The sequence below is a fragment of the Janthinobacterium salmonicoloratum genome (assembly GCF_051380845.1).
Lineage (GTDB): Bacteria > Pseudomonadota > Gammaproteobacteria > Burkholderiales > Burkholderiaceae_D > Janthinobacterium > Janthinobacterium lividum_F.
Genome location: NZ_JBNYXV010000003.1, coordinates 466,780 through 483,445 on the forward strand (window position 1 = coordinate 466,780; position 16,666 = coordinate 483,445).

The following is a 16,666-nucleotide window of genomic DNA, read 5'->3' on the forward strand; positions in this document are numbered from 1 at the left end:
GACATTTACCACTTACCAGGAGAGCAACATGGCCACCGACTACCACCATGGCGTGCGCGTCATTGAAATCAACGAGGGTTCGCGCCCGATCCGTACCGTGTCCACCGCCGTGCTGGGCCTGATCGCCACGGCCGACGATGCCGACCCGGCGGCCTTCCCGCTCGACACGCCCGTGCTCGTCACCAACGTGCTGGCCGCCATGGGCAAGGCCGGCAAGACGGGCACCTTGTACCGCAGCCTGCAGGCCATCGCCGCGCAGACAAAGCCCCTGACGGTCGTGGTGCGCGTGGCCCAGGGCGAGACGGAAGCGGAAACCACCAGCAACGCCGTGGGCGGCGTCTCGCCCGATGGCAAATACCTGGGCGTCCAGGCGCTGCTGGCCGCGCAAAGCAAGCTGGGAGTGAAACCGCGCATCCTGGGCGCGCCGGGGCTGGACACCCAGGCCGTCACCAATGCCCTGGCCAGCGTGGCGCAGCGCCTGCGCGCCTTCGTGTATGCGTCCGCCTATGGCTGCGCCACCGTCGCGACGGCCACCACCTATCGCGGCCAGTTCGGCCAGCGCGAAGTGATGATGATCTGGCCAGACTTCGTGAACTGGAATACCGCCACCGACGAAGAGGCCAGCATTTCCGCCGTCGCTTACGCCATGGGCCTGCGCGCCAAGATTGACGAGGAAACGGGCTGGCACAAGACGCTGTCCAACGTGGTCGTCAACGGCCCGACCGGCATCACCAAGGATGTGTTTTTCGACTTGCAAGACCCAGCCACCGATGCCGGCGTGCTCAACGCCAAGGAAGTGACTACCCTGATTAACATGGGCGGCTACCGCTTCTGGGGTTCGCGCACCTGCGAGGCGCCGGGCGGCTTCTTCTATTTCGAAAGCTACACGCGCACGGCCCAGGTGCTGGCGGACACCATCGCCGAGGCGCATTTTGCCTATGTCGATCTGCCCTTGCATCCGTCGCTGGTGCGCGACCTGCTGGAAAGCATCAATGCCAAGTTCCGCGACTTGAAACTGCAGGGCTACATCATCGATGGCCATGCCTGGTATGACGAGCAGTACAACGACAAGGCCGGGCTGAAAGACGGCAAGCTGGCCATCGACTACGACTACACGCCCGTGCCGCCGCTGGAAAACCTGAAGTTCCAGCAGCGCATCACCGACCGCTATCTGGCCGACTTCGCCTCGCGCATCGCCGCGTAGTCACCATCACCACCCAGCCCGCGCCAGCGCGGGCACATTGAAATACTGGAGAAATTATGGGCCTGCCCCGCAAACTGAAAAACTTCAACCTGTTCCAGAACGGCGTGTCCTTCATGGGCATGGTGCCCGAAGTCACCTTGCCGAAACTGAGCCGCAAGATGGAAGAGTACCGCGCAGGCGGCATGAGCGGCCCCGTGTCCGTGGACTTCGGCAACGAGGCGCTGTCGCTGGAATGGAGCGGCGGCGGCCTGATCGCCGAAGCCCTGAAACAGTACGGCGCGCACACGCACGGCGCCGTGCAACTGCGCTTTGCCGGCGCCTACCAGGAAGACGATGACGGCACGGTGGCCGCCGTCGAGGTCGTCGTGCGCGGCCGTTACAAGGAAATCGATATGGGCGGCGCCAAGATGGGCGACGACACCACCCACAAATACACCATGGTTTGCAGCTATTACAAGCTGCTGATCGACGGCGCCACCGTCATCGAATTGGACTTCATGAGCGGCACCGAGAATTTCGGCGGCGGCGACACGAATGCAGCCATCCGCAAGGCCATCGGCCTGTAATCCCCTTTTTTACTGACCACCCCACCATAAGGAACACAGCATGCACAACGATACCCAAAACCAAGCTGTCATCGAACTGGACGAACCGATCAAGCGCGGCGACAGCCTCATCACCTCGCTGACCGTGCGCAAGCCCAAGGCGGGCGCGCTGCGCGGAATTTCCCTGATCGAGCTGGCCAACCTGAACGTGTCGGCCCTGCAGATCGTGCTGCCGCGCATCACCGAGCCAACCTTGACGGCGCACGACATCGCCAACATGGACCCGGCCGACCTGCTGGCCGTGGGCGTCGAGGTTGCCGGTTTTTTGGCGAGCAAAGTAGATCGCCTTTCGGTGCCATGGCCGACATTGCCGGCGTCTTTCACTGGACGCCGGCAGCGATGGACGGCTTTACGATTGATGAACTGATGGCCTGGCGCGAACGCGCCAGGCAACGAAGCGGAGCGGAATAGATGGCTGGTCGGGATTTGAAATTACAGGTGATATTTGCGGCACTGGACAAGATTACCGGCCCGCTGAAAAAAATCATGGGCGGCTCCAGCGATACGGCCAAGGCGCTGAAGGCGACCAGCGACCGCTTGCGCGACCTGAACACACAGCAAAGGAACCTTGGGAAATTCCGCGAACTACATAGCGGTATTCGAACAACGGGGGTTGAGTTGAAAGAAGCTCAAAAAAAAGTAAAAGAGCTGGCCGCAAGCATAAAACAGACCGAGTCTCCTACACGCGCCATGACGCGTGATTTGAAGGCGGCGACGAAGGTCACGCAGGCCTTGACGCTGAAAGGCCGAGAACAGAGCCAGCAATTCCGCGTCCTGCGCACCAGCCTGAAAGACGCCGGCATCGACACGCGCCAGTTGGGCAAGGCCCAGGAATGGTTAAAAAACAGTATCCAGTTGACGAACGTTGAACTGGCCTCGCAACAAAGACGCCTGGCCGCCTCCGCCGCCAAGCAGCAGCGCGTCACCAACGCCACCCAGCATGCCGACAAGCTGCGCAGCAAAGCGGGCAGCATTGCCATGGCGGGCGCTGGCGCGACAGCGGCCGGCGCGGTCATGGCCATGCCCATCGCCAAAGGTCTGCACGAGGCGAAGCATTACCAGCTGGAAAAGGCCCGCGTCAATGCCTTGGGCTTGGGGCCGAAAACCAGCCAGCAGGCAATCGACTTTGCCAAGAACATGAAGACCTACGGTACCAGCCAGAATGAAAACCTGGAACTGGTGCGCGACGCGATGTCGATCTTTGGCGACCTGCACCATGCGGAAATGGTCGCGCCCACCCTGGCCAAGATGAAGTTTGCCAACAAGGCATTCTTCGGCGCCGAGTCGGGCGAAGAGAACGAGCGCATCTTCATGGACTTGCTCAAGGTCATCGAGCAACGCGGCGGCACGGCCAGTTCGGAAAAATTCCACTCGCAGGCAAACATGATGCAAAAGGTCATCACCGCCACGGGCGGGCGCGTGGGACCGACCGAATGGCTGAACTTCATCAAGACGGGCGGTATCGCCGCCAAGATCATGGACGACAAGCAGTTCTATTACCAGATGGAACCGCTGGTGCAGGAAGTCGGCGGCCACCGCGCCGGCACGGCCCTGATGTCTGGCTATACGAACTTGTATCAGGGGCGCACCACCAAGCGCGCCGTCAGCAACATGGAAAGACTGGGTCTGATTAAAGATCGTGGTCAGGTCAAGCACGACACGGTTGCGCAATCTGCCACCCTTGGCCCCGGTGCCCTGCTGGGCAGTGACATTTTCCGACGCAGCCAATTTGAGTGGCTGGAGCAGGTGCTGTTGCCACAACTGGAAAAAAAGGGCATTACGGATCCCAAGCAAATTGAGGACACCATCGGCAGTTTGTTTTCAAACCGCACGGCCGGTAATCAGTTTCTGGACATGTTCCGGCAGCGCATCCAGATGCACAAGAATGCCAAGCTGAACGCAGGCGCGTATGACATCGAGCAGATTTATGACCTGGGCAAGCAGCAGGCCGGCGGCGCCGAACTGGAAGCGACGGCCAAGCTGGCCAACCTGAAACTCACCATGGGCGAAAAAATCCTGCCGCTGTACGCGCAGGGGCTGGAAATGGCGATCAGCGCCATTACGCGCCTGAATGCCTTCATGGAACGCAACCCGACCGTGGCCAAGGTCATGATCGCCGGCTTCGCCGTGCTGGCCGGCCTGCTACTGGTGCTCGGCCCGCTGATGCTGGGTATTGCCGCCCTGATCGGCCCGTACGCCATGCTGCACGTCATGTTCGCCAAGATGGGCGTGACGGGCGGCGTGCTCACACCCATCATGCGCGGCCTGGGCGGGGCCTTCATGTGGGCCGGCCGGGCCGCGCTGGGGTTTGGTATAGCCCTACTGACAACGCCGGTAGGCTGGGTCATCTTGGCCATTGCAGCCATTGCAGGCGCCGCTTACCTGATCTACAAATATTGGGAGCCAATCAAGGCGTTTTTCAGCGGCATCTGGTCGCATGTCAAGACCGCGTTTGCCGGCGGCATCGGCGGCGTCAGCAACCTGATCGCCAATTGGTCACCGCTGGGCCTGTTCTATCGCGCCTTCGCGGGCGTGCTCGGCTGGTTCGGCATTGCGCTGCCGGCCAAGTTCACCGACTTCGGCGCCAGCATCCTGCAGCGCATCACCGCATCCTGGCAACCTATCGCCGCCTTCTTTGCCGATATCTGGTCACGCCTGCGCACGGTCTGTGCCGGCGGCATGGGCAGCATCACGGCTCTGATTATCAACTGGTCACCCGTCGGCGTGTTTTACCAGGCGTTCGCGGGCGTCATGAGCTGGTTCGGCATCAAGCTGCCGGCCCAGTTCACCGAGTTCGGCGCCAACATCCTGCGTGGTCTGGTCAACGGCATCACCGGTTCCATGGGCACCGTCAAGGACGCCATCAGCAATGCCGATTCCAGCACCATTGCCTGGTTCAAGGAAAAACTGGGTATCCACAGCCCAAGCCGCGTCTTTGCCCAGCTCGGCGACTACACCATGCAGGGCCTGGCCGTGGGTCTGGACCGCAGCGAGGGCGCGCCGATTGCCAAGGTATCGGGCCTGGCGCAGCGCCTGACGCAACTGGGCGCCGGCATTGCCATCGGCACGGCCACCGCCCTGCCGGCCAGCGCCTTCGACACGCGCGCGCCGCTGTCCCAGGGCGGGTTCGGCGCCGGCATGACCATCCAGGGCGACAAGATCGAAATCACGATCCAGGCGCAAGCCGGTTCCGATCCGCAGGCCATCGCCCGCGCAGTGAGCGCGGCGTTAGAACAGCGCGACCGTGAAAAAGCGGCGCGCATCCGCTCGTCCCTGCGCGACCACGATTAAGAAGGAATAACCACCATGATGATGATTTTAGGAATGTTCGTCTTCAGCCTGCCAACGCTGGCCTATCACGAACTGCGGCGGCAAACGGAATGGAAGCACGCCAGCACGGCGCGCGTGGGCCTGCGCGACGCGCACCAGTACGTGGGGCCCGGCGACGACACGATTACCCTGTCGGGCTGGGTGGCACCGGAACTGACCGGCTCCCTGTACTCGCTCGATGCCCTGCGCATGATGGCCGACACCGGTAAATCGTGGATTTTGATCCAGGGCACGGGCCGCATTCTCGGCTCCTATCGCATCACCAGCATGACGGAGGGGCGCACCATCCTGGACGGCAGCGGCGGCGCGCGCCGCGTCGAGTTCTCGATTGCGCTCAAGCGCGACGACGACGGCGTGCTGGCCATGGTCGGCCTGGGCGACATCGGTGACCTGAAAAACATGCTCAGTATCGACGGCATGACCAGCAGCATCGCCGGCGCGGCAAAGAGTGCCGTAGGCAGCGTGGTCGGCAATGTGGTCGGCGGCATCACTTCGAAATACGGCGGCGTGGTCAGCGACATGAAAGACAAGATCGGCGGCAGCATCAGCGGCGCCATCGGAAGCGCGGCGGACAAGTTCAAATGAGCGAGCATATCCCCGCCTTCAAGGTCAGCATTGAGGACAAGGATTTGACGGCCATCGTCTCACCGCGGCTAGTCAACCTGACCTTGACCCTGTGCCGTGGCGACGAGAGCGACCAGCTCGATATTTCGCTCGATGACAGCGACGGCAAGCTGGCCCTGCCGCCGCGCGGCGCGCAGATCGCCCTGGCGCTGGGCTGGCAAGCGTCGGGCCTGGTGGATATGGGCAAGTTCACCGTGGACGAGGTGGAGCACAGCGGCGCGCCCGACACCATCACCCTGCGCGCCAGGTCGGCCAACCTGATCGACACCTTCAAGCAGCAGCAGGAACACAGCTTTCACAAGACCACCCTGGGAGCCATCATCGAAGCGATTGCTTTTCGCAACGAGCTGGCGTCGGGCGTGTCGGCGCGCCTGCGCGACACGGCCATCGAGCACATCGACCAGACCCACGAAAGCGATGCGGCCTTCCTGCGCCGGCTGGGCAGGAAATACGACGCGGTGGCCACCGTCAAGAACGACACTTTGCTCTTCATCCCCATCAACCAGAGCCGCACTGCCAGCGGCAAGGCGCTGCCCGTCATCCCCATCATGCGCGCCCTGGGCGACGGCCACCGCTACCACAGCGCCGAAAGCGACGCCTACACGGGCGTGCGCGCCTTCTGGCACGACGAGCGCTACGCGCGCCGCCGCAGCGTGGTGGCCGGCGTGCCCGGCAACAGCAAGCGCCTGCGCACCACCTTCGCCAACGAAACGGACGCACGCGCGGCGGCCGTCGCCGAATGGCAGCGCATCCTGCGCGGCTTGGCCACCTTTGAAATGAATCTGGCCCTAGGCAACCCGGCCGTGTTCCCCCAATCGCCTGTGACAGTGCAAGGCTTCAAGCCCGAGATCGACGCCACCGACTGGCTATCGGTCAAGGTCACGCACAGCCTGGGCGGCAACGGCTTTACCACGCGCGTGGAGTTTGAAACCAAGACGGAAGCGGTCGAGGCCGAGCGCGAGGACGAGAAAGACCCGGACGAAGGCATCACGGGCGTGGTGGCAAAGTGGAAGGACGTGGCGGCGAAGAAGAAAAAGGCGGGGCAAGAGCAGGCTGGTGCCACGGGCACGCTCAAGACGCTGGAGCATATTTACAAGAGCAAGCAGGCTGCCAAGCGAGCGGCGAAGCTGGCTTGGCAGCAAATCACGGAACTGCGCGAGATCATTCATGAAAATAGCGAAGAGTCTAGGGAACTCCCGAAAGCAGTAAATAGCATAGAAACAACTTGAACGCACCTCTTTGACGTTCGCTCAACGTCCGCTGTTGTCCAATTGTGTTGAAAAACGCGGGTACGTTGATATTTAGATAGAAATTCTGCCAGCCTTGACTGGCCAGAACCGCCGCCATTGAACGATCACCGACTGTTTGGAGGTCTGGGGCCTCCCGAAATTGGAGCCGCTCGACTTCTTCAACACATCAGTCCGCAAGGGGCCTTCCAAAAGCAGGAAAAACCCGGATGCATTAAGAATTATCCTAAGCATCGTGTGCCTCCATTTACGGACGCTGGCATTTAGATTAACTATAATGCTAAATTAAAAGTCGGTTTCGACAGTAAAATTTAACGTGCTCATAAATCTCACAATATCATCTTTAGTTGCATCACCCGGGCAGCGTTTAATGTAATCACTGAACTCTTTGACAATTGCATAGTTGAAATCTTCCCATTCAGCAAACGCATATGAAAATCTAACAAGATCACAAATAATGAATGTCTCCTTCCCCTTCCCCCTATTTTTTGGTCGATGTGAAACCTTCTGGGCAAGAACAGCAATTTCTATATGATCTGAGTATGTATCATAGTGTGGATGAATGATAGTGAATGCGCCAGGCACGCGAGGGTATTCAGCATTATCCGCTATATTTTTTACCAGAACCCCTTTATTCAATTTACTCAAATTACACTCTTTACAAGCTAACGCAAGGTTTTCAGGTTCAAATAAATATTTTGGATGAGTAGATTTCGGGATAATGTGCTCTACGTCCCAACTTAAGCCATGACTTTCTTTTTTTCCCATTCGGCAATATGCACACCTAAATTTCTGCTCAATTAAATAATGTGCTCGAATCGAATGTCTCAGAGCAACAATAGGGCCTTTTGTATGATTCCAAATCTCGTGGTCAATACCATTGTACGACCCAACATAATTCGCATCTACTCCATCAAAATTAATTGGCTTCATCTTAAGACAGCGCCTCCACTTGACCGATAAGATGATAAACCGGATCTGCATCGCTCATATTTTTACGAACAGCCACAAGCATTTTTATGTACTGTTGGTCTTCGTGATTAAGGTCTTCGCGCCGTGCGAGCTTTGTTAGCAATAAGAGTGTGATCCGTAAAAGGTACTCGTTATTTTGACCCGGGGTATGGAAAACTTGTGCCAACTGAAAATCTGCAGATCGCTTTGCATATTCAATTGAGTGATAAAGTTTCTTTTCTTCTAAATTTAAAACATATCCATTTGCACTTGTAAGTCCTGATACAATCTGAGGTGAATGAGTGGCAATTACAAAATGACAACCACTAAAATTGGAAAAAACTTCTTGCAACTGCTTGACCAAGTTCGTTTGCCATTGTGGATGCAAGCTAATTTCTGGTTCATCAATACATATAAGTGCTCCATTCTTTATCGCTCCTGCGATACCCAGCATAATTGTCAGCATGCATTGCTGACCGGAACTTGCCTGGCTTAATCGTAATCGAGCTTTATTGCGCAAAGAAATTAAAGTAATATCAGATATTCTTATTAATCCAAATTTGAGAAATGGAATTAACTCAAAAATTGTATGATGTTTCATGCCAAGTGAGTGATCCCAGAAATCAAGTTCTATGTGGGTTTTTGAACGAGTTTTTAATTGATCAAAAAATCCCCCCCTGGCAAATAATTATTATGAAATCGAGAACCTTCCCCCATTAAAAAATCTAGTAGAGGTTGATTAGATTCATTATGTAACTCACGACGCTCTTCATCTTTAAGTTTCGAGTATTGCTTTTTATCAAGAGATAATTTTACATCTAAGTAAGGTGCAAAACCAAGATACTCAAATATATCGCTGAGCTTATGGAGATTTTGTCTGCCTTGCAAAAGTCCTTCGAGTAATGATATTAGACTTGATGAAATACTATTCTTTGAAAACTGATCAGTACCTATATAGCGATATTCCGCCATCAATTCTTTGTCTTTGACATTAGCCGCTGATGGAAATCTATCGTGACGTCCAGTGGATACTGCAATTACAGTACTTGGTAATGATATTGAATATGATGAAACCCTTACCTCATCTAAATCAAAATTATGGCCTCCATATAAATATGGATTGAATGATGGTGGATTATCACCTATCTCAAAATAATTTTCGTAATTCCAATTTTTATTTTCTTTATTTATTACTTTAGGGTACCAATTATTATAATAATGCATTGGAATTATAGATGATTTAATACGACTCACTTGTGGGAAAATGTAATTACTGACAATCTTCCTAAGCAGTCTACTTTTTCCAACCGCATTCTGGCCGACTATTAGTGTAAATATATTTTCAAGGCTATCTGATACACGATGGTCTGTTAGCGGCACCCAATCACCATCGGCTTGCACTTCATTTATTTGGAAACGCATCACTAATTATCCATTCTTAAAATATGAACTTAAAAGATCTAAAATTACTATTATGACAACTATTTAAACGACCAAAATCTTCGAATGGCGATAAATAACACTTACTAGGTTCGAGGGTTTCAGGGTAAAGTTCGCAATTCCGAGACAGGCCCATCTATGCGAATCTTCAAGCTGAAGTCTCTGCATGAGTGCAGCGTCAATACGCATACGCAGCATAGTTAGGCGTGCCGTATCAATAATTAGTACAGCACAGTTTACTGTGAGTTTGGACACCAAGAGTGAGGTCGTGACCGAATGCCAGCCCTGCACTCACCGCAATAGCACCCAAACGTTTATTTAATAATGCTATTAAGAGTCAGCTGGAATGGTGATGTCGATAAATTCATGGTGCTTTCGGCAGTATTTCTCCAGCTACGCGAAGTTTTTTTGAAAGTATTTCAGTGACGATCAAGAAATCTTTTTTTGTCTGGACTTGGGAAAATAGAGCGCGAGTTCTCTTTATTTCTAAATCAGACATAAATGGCGACGCCCTAACTTCCAAAAGTTCATAATAATTTGCAAGTTGCATTACATAAGTGCGCTGCGACAATTGGGCGAAAGCAATAAATGCCATCATAAAACACATCATCATGTAGCTCTTTGCAGCCATAGTCATTTTAGATTTTTCAGATAGTGAGAGTACATGAAAGATCGCTGCCGAAAAGAGTGCAAACAAAGAAAGAATGAACGTTATAGCGTATCCAATCCCAACCGGGCGTCCTAATGAACGCGCAGCTTTTTCATAAAAGCCATCGCGAAGTGATTCAAACCCCAGCGTTGATAAATTCGCAATTGAAGCAATGAACGTAGACAGTACTGGCTTTGAGAAATCCCAAAGTGCTGAACCTAGCGCGCCTAACACAATAACTCCAACCACCCCAAGAATTGTTTTTTTATTCATATAACTGTATTTTTTAGAATTTGGATTTGTGCTTTCGCATACATCCATGCAAAGAAAACAAGTAGCATTTATAATCTGCATAAGAAGGGCAGTGGTTCTTTTACTATTTTTCCTTTTTCCGCCCGTTCCCGCTCACATTAAAAGTTTGCGGCCCAATGATATTGCCCACGAAATTTTGCCCAATCTTGCCGTGGGTTTCAACGTGTGCGGCACTCCCCGCTTGTTGTGACGGGGGCGTTGGCGAGCGCATGCCGCCAATCATCCCAAGTACGCCTGCTTTCCCGCGAACGTCCATACTTCGATAGCCGTCCAACAATTCTCGCTCATCCGAGGTAACGGCTGATTGCAATCTCTCACCTGTAAGTATGTAGTGGACATCGACCCCGATCCCAGCCAACGCTCGTAAGTAAAGCGCATCCGGGGCACGCTCGTCTTGCTCATACAGCGTTTGTGCGCGTCGCTTCAGCCCGCCGACGGCAGCAAAATCCTCTTGATTCATGCCCAGCCGTTGACGCTCTTCTTTTAGTATTTCACCAATTGATCTCATTTGTGCGCAAATTTTTCTTTACAATGCTCTCATTTGAGAGCCATAGTTATGCCATACCATAGCGATTACAGATCATAACATTATGAAAAACGTATCCATAGCGAGGCGCACGGCCAAGGGCGTCACGACTAAGCCTCTAGGCGTTCGCCTGACGTCTGACGAGGTAGACGAAGTCGAAGGCTACGCAGAGAAACTTGAGCGCTCCCGTGCCTGGTTTCTACGTTTCCTGATCCTGCGCGGCCTCGCCGATTACAAGCGTGAACTCGCTTCCAAATCCATTCACTAAGGACCACGTCATGTACCCCGATGCAAAACGTATCCGCAGCCACCGCGTCATGCTGCGCCTGGACGATTACGAGCACCAGCTCGTTTCCTCGATCGCCAACTACCAAGGCGAAGAGCTTGCGGTGCTGGTGCGCCAGATCGTGATGCGTGAAGCCCTGGCTGTGATCGCCTTGGATGACGCCACTATCGACAGCGTACAGCGTCGCAGCGTTTAAACCGAGTCACTTTTGAGCAACTCTAAAGTTACAGAAAATGCCAGACCATCAAATTAACCTCAATGACGAAGAGCGCGCGGTGCTGGAACTCGTGCGCCAGCGCCAGGGGCTGGCAAGTATCGATCAGGCGGCGGAATGGCTCGTCAAGTCGCGCTTACGCATACAGTCAAAAAACATGACAGGTCGCGGTCGCGCCCTGTACCAAGTGGAAAGAAAGCTGAAATGAGAGTCATCGGCCTGCCCTGCCCGCATTGCGAAAACACCGTCCGCGCCGTCAAAAGCCGCACGATGTCCGCCATGTTCAAGGAAATCACCTACATGTGCCAGAACCCCGAATGCGGGCACTCCTTCGTGGCAGGCCTGGAAGTACTGCGCACCCTCTCGCTGTCCACCATGCCCAAGCCGGATATCCGCATCCCGATGTCCCAGCATGCGCGCGCGGCGGCCACCAGCCAGCTGGCCCTCGACCTGACTGCGGGCTGCTGATGACTATCCCGATCCTCGCGCCGCCGTAGCCCGGCCGCTGTAACTCCCCTCTTTTGCTGTGCCCTGCAGCGCTCCCTTTTGAGCGTGCGGGATTCGTTCAACCAAAAATAAGGAAACCAATGGAAATCACGCTGCACGCCACCAGTCATGCAAACCTTTCCCCGGCGCCGGCTACGCCCCGCCCGGCCCTGCAAAAATGCGTCGTGCCGGTGGCGCCGACCTGCTTTCTGCTGCAAGCCCACGCTGGAACGAGTGCCAGTATCGGTAAGCTTTCCGAATACCTCCGTGAAATCGTCAAGACCTATCACACCTACGGCGCGGCCAATCTCACCTTCATCGCGAGCGATCTGCAGGCGCTGCAGCATGGCGGCTTCTTCTTGTCGGACAATCAGCGTGCCCTGGTCGGCGGGCTGCCTATCGAGCTGCGTTACATGTTCGCCAGCGAATCGGGCGTCGTGCAATGCACCAGTTCGTCTCGCACGCTGACTTACTGGGCCAAGTACTTTGCCAAGGAAGGAACACGCTGATGCTGCGCCTGGCCAAAACCTGCGGCGTCTGGCTGCTGTCGCTCCTGATCGTCATTGCCCCCGGCGTGCTGCGGGCCATCGGCTTCATCAAGGACTGAACCATGCCGGCGTCTCTTATCGACAACCACCTGTCCTTCCAGCCTGCCGCCGAGATTTTGGCAGCGCGCGACAAGGACATGCCGACGCCACCAGGCGCCGGGCATGCGCTGGCCGCTATCGCCGAAGCCAAGGCGCAACTACGCAGCATCAAGCCGCGCAACCTGGCGCCCTTCATGGCCCAGGCGTGGGGATTGTCGCCACGCGGCGCGCGGCGCTCCGTGTTGATCGCCGCAGGCATGGACGCCGACCGCTGGGAATCACCCATCCATTCATTTACCGAGGAAGAGCGCATCGAGCTGCGCGCTGCCACCTCTGCCGCTATCCGTGTGTACGAAAGACTGTTGAATGCAATCTAAACAAATTCTGCTGCCGGCCCCGCAGCGTCACGAAGCTTTTTTGCGATCCGCCCAGTTCGCGCCCGAGCTGGCCCGTATCCCGTTCAAGTGGCGCAACCGCGTCATCACGGCGGCCATGGCAAAAATGGCCTGGTCGTCCTGGTACAAAGTCTATGAGTCCGTCGCCACCAGCTTTGTGCGCGAGTTCGCCGACCAGTACGTGCCGGCCGGCGTCGATCTGTCGCAAAGCGATGCCGACATCGTGGCCACCGCCGAGCGTGCGGCGGCTGGAGTGGTCAAGGCGCTCTGGTCGGCAACGTCGCAAGCGCACGCCCTGCAGATCATGGCGGACGAATGCACCTCTTACGGCATCAAGCTGCCCGAGTTCGACGAGCAGGCCGACACCATCGCCCGCCTGGTGGACGCCCGCTGGTGGCGCCGTCAGTTGCGCAAGCGCGTCAAGCGCGCCTTTGAAGCTGGCAATATCCGCCTGGGCTACGTGAACTATCGCGGCGAACCCTACGCCAGCAACGACGCCGTGCTGTCGCGCCTGGCGCAGAACCGCCGCAATGCGGCAGCGCTGGCCGCCACCCTGGTGCAGAACGAGAACGGCCAGCAATTCAGCATCGCCGAGCTGGCAGAGAAAACGACGGCCAACAAGGCCATCCGCCGGGGCGAGCTGATGCTGCGCATCAACGGCTTCGAGCAGATCGCCCGCGAGTGTGGCGACCAGGGCATTTTCATCACGTGGACGTGCCCATCGCGCTTCCACGCCATGCAGCACAGCGGCAAGCCCAACGACAAGTTCGACGGCTCCACGCCGCGCGAGGCGAATGCCTACCTGGGCAAGATGACGTCGCTGTGCCGCTCCGCGCTGGCGCGCCGTGGCATCGGCCTGTACGGCTTCCGCATCGCCGAGCCGCACCACGACGGCTGCCCGCATTGGCATCTGCTGCTGTTCGTGCGCCCGACCGCGAAATACAAGACGGCCCACCTGCAGGACGTGGCGGGCCGCGCCATCCGCATCATGAAGCGCTACGCCTGGCGCGTGGACCGTGGCGAACCGGGCGCCTTCGCGCGCCGCCTGGACGTGAAACGCATCGACTGGGCCAAGGGCAGCGCCGCCGGCTACATCGCCAAGTACGTGGCCAAGAACATCGATGGCGTGGCCGAGCACAAGACCAAAGAAGGCTACGTCGTCACGGCTGACACCGAAGGCGATGTCGAGCTGACGCCATCGGCGCGCGTCGAGTCTTGGGCAGCGTGCTGGGGCATCCGCCAATTCCAGCAATGGGGCGGCGCGCCCATCACCGTGTGGCGCGAACTGCGCCGCATCGAGGAAAGCATGCTCAACGAAGCCCCGGCCGCCATGCGCCGCGCCTGGGACGCCGTGCAAAAGATCGACGGCGAAAAGCGCGCCTGCTGGGCCGAATACCTGCGCGCCCAAGGCGGCGCCCTGGTGCCGCGCAAGGAATTGGTCGTCACCCTGGCCAAGGACGAAAAAACCGTCATCGGCCGCTACGGCGAAACGCAACGCATCACGCCCTACGGCGTGCGCTGCAGCGACTTGATTGGCGTGGTCTTTAAGTCCGTACGCCATACGTGGACGCCGGTACATGCCACAGGCGCGCGCGGGGTGGCTGTTGGGGTTGCCGTTCCTCGGACTCGTGTAAATAACTGTACGCACCCCGACCGCCCTGCCCCGGCCACGCCGCTGGCGGCGCCCGTGCCTGACCTGTCTGACGAGGCAAAAACAGCCCTGATTGCCGCCTGGGCGGCCGTCAACGCCTGCCCGTGGCCCCGGCTGATCGTTCCCGACACCCCACCCCAAGAAGGAAATGGCACATGAGCATCTATGCCGTGATCGTTCGCACGCAAACCGAACGCTTTGACTATGCCGCGATTGCCGCTTGTTGCGGCGACGTGATTCTGGACGCCATCGACCGCTACGGCGTATGCGGCGTTTCTGCCAAATTGAAAGGAGTACCGCAATGCTGAACACCCTGACCAATTCGCCGCGGCAAATCGCCCTGGGCGACCGCGTGACATTCGATACCGATGAAGGCTATCAGGCCGGCACCGTCAACGACCTGCGCCGCGACGTGGGCAATGGCGAGCTGCATGCGTGGGTGGAGCTGGACCACCAGTGGCCGGGCATGTTCCGGGCCGTACCGCTGGCCGCCATCGAGGCGGTCAAGAAAGCAGCCGCGCCTGTCGGGTGCCCAGCATGACAGCGGAACGCACATTACCGGCCGTGGCGGCCCTGTTCGTGCGCGCCAATTCGATCTACAAAACCATGCCGGCGGTGGACGCCTGGGACGCGGAGCGCGACGCCCGAGCCTGGCCGGGTGGCGTGCCGGTGGTCGCGCATCCGCCTTGCCGCTCCTGGGGCACGCTGCGCCATCTGGCCAAGCCGCGCCCGGACGAAAAGGAACTCGCGGTGTGGGCCGTCGCCCAGGTGCGCAAGTTCGGCGGCGTGCTCGAGCACCCGAAGCGCTCTACCCTCTGGCCACACTGCGGCTTGCCGGCGATCGGCGAGCGGGACAAATTTGGCGGCTGGACGTTGCCGATTTTCCAAAGCTCGTTTGGCCACCGCGCCGAAAAGGCCACCTTGCTGTACATCGTCGGCTGTGCGCCGGCTCAAATACCGGCCATACCCATCGTCCTGGGTGACGCCTCGCATGTGATCGCCCCATCTGGCCGCAACCGCGCCGGCGAGCGGCGCCGGAAAGGCGATCCAGGCTGGCGGCCGGAATGTGGCAAGGCAGAACGCGAACACACGCCGCCCGAGCTGGCGCATTGGCTGGTCTCCCTGGCGCGACGCTGCATGGTGCCCGCATGAACAACCCATTCCTGTTCGACGGCCCGGGCGTCATTTCGTTCAGCGGCGGCCGCACCAGCGGCATGATGCTGTGGATGACGATTCAGGCCTATGGCGGCACACTGCCGGCTGACGTGGTGGTGTGCTTCGCCAACACCGGCAAGGAAGAGGAAGCGACCCTTGAATTCGTGCGCGACTGCGGCGAGCGCTGGGGCGTTCCCATCGTCTGGATAGAAAACCGTCCTCGCAATGAAGCGCGTGGCAAGGAATTTGCCATCGTGGACTTTGCAACGGCCAGCCGCCGCGGCGAGCCGTTCGCCGATCTGCACGACGAAAAGAAATTCCTGCCGAACCCTGTGGCGCGCTTTTGCACGGCGGAACTCAAGGTACGCCCAATGCAGCGCTATTTGAAGTCGATAGGCCTGGTCGAGTGGACCACGTTTATCGGCATGCGTGCAGACGAGCCCGTGCGCGTGGCGAGGCTGTCGACGCAGGACTACGGCAAGCACGAAGTAAAAGAAGCGCCCTTGGCGGCGGCCGGCCTGACCGTGGCTGACGTCAGCGCATTTTGGGCAGCACAAGATTTTGACCTGGGCCTGCCGAATATGAGCGGCAAGACGATGCACGGCAACTGCGATCTGTGCTTCCTGAAAGGCGGCAACCAGGTTCTATCCCTGATCCGGGAAAAGCCCAGCCGCGCCCTGTGGTGGATACAGCAGGAAAAGAACGCCCAGGCGTCCGGATCTGGTGCTGGCGGCTGGTTCCGCAAGGACCGGCCCAGCTATCAGGCAATGTATGACATGGCGATGAATCACGGTGAATTGTTCCCGTTCGATGATGCACTGACCGATTGCGGTTGCACAGACTAGAGGGGGCATAAAAAATGGATCAGTACAAAGAATTCTGCAGACTGCGTGACTACCGTAAACCTGGCGCCGAAGTCCCTCAATACACGGAGGCCGAAGCGTTCGCCTTGGCGACGAGCAAAAGCAAGGCATGCCACCCTGCCACAACGAAAGCCCAGCCCA

General features: G+C 57.4%; 23 protein-coding genes. 18 read left to right on the forward strand and 5 right to left on the reverse strand.

Annotated elements, in window-relative coordinates; translation table 11 throughout:
* The first annotated feature begins 28 nt into the window (after positions 1-28).
* The 7 genes from ACQ4WY_RS18915 (at position 29) to ACQ4WY_RS18945 (ending at position 6,992) form a co-directional block, all read left to right on the forward strand.
* Complete coding sequence (locus ACQ4WY_RS18915) at positions 29-1,204, forward strand: phage tail sheath protein (protein WP_436505324.1); 1,176 nt, start codon at positions 29-31, stop codon at positions 1,202-1,204.
* Between the two features lie 56 nt (positions 1,205-1,260).
* Positions 1,261-1,770: a phage major tail tube protein gene (locus tag ACQ4WY_RS18920; RefSeq protein ID WP_436505325.1), complete on the forward strand. Its 510-nt coding sequence runs from the start codon at positions 1,261-1,263 to the stop codon at positions 1,768-1,770.
* Between the two features lie 40 nt (positions 1,771-1,810).
* On the forward strand, positions 1,811-2,176 hold the full coding sequence (locus tag ACQ4WY_RS18925; protein ID WP_436505326.1) for a phage tail assembly protein: 366 nt from the start codon (positions 1,811-1,813) through the stop codon (positions 2,174-2,176).
* On the forward strand, positions 2,149-2,220 hold the full coding sequence (locus ACQ4WY_RS18930; protein ID WP_436505455.1) for a GpE family phage tail protein: 72 nt from the start codon (positions 2,149-2,151) through the stop codon (positions 2,218-2,220). The genes ACQ4WY_RS18925 and ACQ4WY_RS18930 overlap by 28 nt, the downstream gene beginning before the upstream one ends.
* A gap of 279 nt (positions 2,221-2,499) precedes the next feature.
* Entirely contained in the window at positions 2,500-5,100 is a 2,601-nt protein-coding gene (locus tag ACQ4WY_RS18935; protein WP_436505327.1) for a phage tail tape measure protein, read from the forward strand.
* A gap of 15 nt (positions 5,101-5,115) precedes the next feature.
* On the forward strand, positions 5,116-5,724 hold the full coding sequence (locus tag ACQ4WY_RS18940) for a phage tail protein (protein ID WP_436505328.1): 609 nt from the start codon (positions 5,116-5,118) through the stop codon (positions 5,722-5,724).
* On the forward strand, positions 5,721-6,992 hold the full coding sequence (locus ACQ4WY_RS18945) for a phage late control D family protein (protein ID WP_436505329.1): 1,272 nt from the start codon (positions 5,721-5,723) through the stop codon (positions 6,990-6,992). Before ACQ4WY_RS18940 ends, ACQ4WY_RS18945 begins: the two co-directional genes overlap by 4 nt.
* Positions 6,993-7,295: 303 nt before the next feature.
* Here the strand turns inward: ACQ4WY_RS18945 and ACQ4WY_RS18950 are convergent, their stop codons facing one another.
* The 5 genes from ACQ4WY_RS18950 to ACQ4WY_RS18970 all read right to left on the reverse strand — a co-directional run bounded on the left by ACQ4WY_RS18950 (position 7,296) and on the right by ACQ4WY_RS18970 (position 10,870).
* Positions 7,296-7,943: an HNH endonuclease gene (locus ACQ4WY_RS18950; protein ID WP_436505331.1), complete on the reverse strand. Its 648-nt coding sequence runs from the start codon at positions 7,941-7,943 to the stop codon at positions 7,296-7,298.
* Position 7,944: 1 nt separating this feature from the next.
* Positions 7,945-8,562 carry an AAA family ATPase gene (locus tag ACQ4WY_RS18955; RefSeq protein WP_436505332.1) on the reverse strand — a complete coding sequence of 206 codons (618 nt, stop codon included), beginning with the start codon at positions 8,560-8,562 and terminating at the stop codon, positions 7,945-7,947.
* A 53-nt stretch (positions 8,563-8,615) separates the two neighbouring features.
* On the reverse strand, positions 8,616-9,386 hold the full coding sequence (locus tag ACQ4WY_RS18960; protein ID WP_436505333.1) for a hypothetical protein: 771 nt from the start codon (positions 9,384-9,386) through the stop codon (positions 8,616-8,618).
* A gap of 379 nt (positions 9,387-9,765) precedes the next feature.
* Entirely contained in the window at positions 9,766-10,323 is a 558-nt protein-coding gene (locus ACQ4WY_RS18965; protein WP_436505334.1) for a hypothetical protein, read from the reverse strand.
* 103 nt (positions 10,324-10,426) lie between these two features.
* Positions 10,427-10,870 carry a helix-turn-helix domain-containing protein gene (locus ACQ4WY_RS18970; protein WP_436505336.1) on the reverse strand — a complete coding sequence of 148 codons (444 nt, stop codon included), beginning with the start codon at positions 10,868-10,870 and terminating at the stop codon, positions 10,427-10,429.
* A gap of 82 nt (positions 10,871-10,952) precedes the next feature.
* Here ACQ4WY_RS18970 and ACQ4WY_RS18975 point away from each other — a divergent pair, with 82 nt between their 5' ends.
* The 11 genes from ACQ4WY_RS18975 to ACQ4WY_RS19025 all read left to right on the forward strand — a co-directional run bounded on the left by ACQ4WY_RS18975 (position 10,953) and on the right by ACQ4WY_RS19025 (position 16,507).
* Positions 10,953-11,156: a ribbon-helix-helix protein, CopG family gene (locus ACQ4WY_RS18975; RefSeq protein ID WP_139178462.1), complete on the forward strand. Its 204-nt coding sequence runs from the start codon at positions 10,953-10,955 to the stop codon at positions 11,154-11,156.
* A gap of 10 nt (positions 11,157-11,166) precedes the next feature.
* Positions 11,167-11,370 (forward strand): hypothetical protein, encoded by a 204-nt coding sequence (locus tag ACQ4WY_RS18980; protein WP_035820909.1) that lies wholly within the window; start codon positions 11,167-11,169, stop codon positions 11,368-11,370.
* A 37-nt stretch (positions 11,371-11,407) separates the two neighbouring features.
* Positions 11,408-11,596, forward strand: a complete 189-nt coding sequence (locus tag ACQ4WY_RS18985) for a hypothetical protein (RefSeq protein WP_046682347.1) — start codon at positions 11,408-11,410, stop codon at positions 11,594-11,596.
* Positions 11,593-11,856 carry an Ogr/Delta-like zinc finger protein gene (locus ACQ4WY_RS18990; protein ID WP_436505337.1) on the forward strand — a complete coding sequence of 88 codons (264 nt, stop codon included), beginning with the start codon at positions 11,593-11,595 and terminating at the stop codon, positions 11,854-11,856. Before ACQ4WY_RS18985 ends, ACQ4WY_RS18990 begins: the two co-directional genes overlap by 4 nt.
* A 119-nt stretch (positions 11,857-11,975) precedes the next feature.
* Positions 11,976-12,383 carry a hypothetical protein gene (locus ACQ4WY_RS18995; protein ID WP_436505338.1) on the forward strand — a complete coding sequence of 136 codons (408 nt, stop codon included), beginning with the start codon at positions 11,976-11,978 and terminating at the stop codon, positions 12,381-12,383.
* Positions 12,384-12,484: 101 nt separating this feature from the next.
* Positions 12,485-12,838, forward strand: coding sequence for a hypothetical protein (locus ACQ4WY_RS19000; protein WP_034745810.1), 354 nt, complete (start codon positions 12,485-12,487; stop codon positions 12,836-12,838).
* Entirely contained in the window at positions 12,828-14,666 is a 1,839-nt protein-coding gene (locus ACQ4WY_RS19005; RefSeq protein WP_436505339.1) for a replication endonuclease, read from the forward strand. Before ACQ4WY_RS19000 ends, ACQ4WY_RS19005 begins: the two co-directional genes overlap by 11 nt.
* The gene (locus ACQ4WY_RS19010) at positions 14,663-14,815 is read left to right on the forward strand and encodes a hypothetical protein (RefSeq protein WP_436505340.1); all 153 of its coding nucleotides are present in this window, start codon (positions 14,663-14,665) and stop codon (positions 14,813-14,815) included. The genes ACQ4WY_RS19005 and ACQ4WY_RS19010 overlap by 4 nt, the downstream gene beginning before the upstream one ends.
* Positions 14,809-15,048 (forward strand): hypothetical protein, encoded by a 240-nt coding sequence (locus ACQ4WY_RS19015; RefSeq protein WP_436505341.1) that lies wholly within the window; start codon positions 14,809-14,811, stop codon positions 15,046-15,048. The genes ACQ4WY_RS19010 and ACQ4WY_RS19015 overlap by 7 nt, the downstream gene beginning before the upstream one ends.
* Positions 15,045-15,659 carry a hypothetical protein gene (locus ACQ4WY_RS19020; RefSeq protein ID WP_436505456.1) on the forward strand — a complete coding sequence of 205 codons (615 nt, stop codon included), beginning with the start codon at positions 15,045-15,047 and terminating at the stop codon, positions 15,657-15,659. The genes ACQ4WY_RS19015 and ACQ4WY_RS19020 overlap by 4 nt, the downstream gene beginning before the upstream one ends.
* Complete coding sequence (locus ACQ4WY_RS19025) at positions 15,656-16,507, forward strand: phosphoadenosine phosphosulfate reductase domain-containing protein (protein ID WP_436505342.1); 852 nt, start codon at positions 15,656-15,658, stop codon at positions 16,505-16,507. Before ACQ4WY_RS19020 ends, ACQ4WY_RS19025 begins: the two co-directional genes overlap by 4 nt.
* The last annotated feature ends 159 nt before the right edge of the window (positions 16,508-16,666 follow it).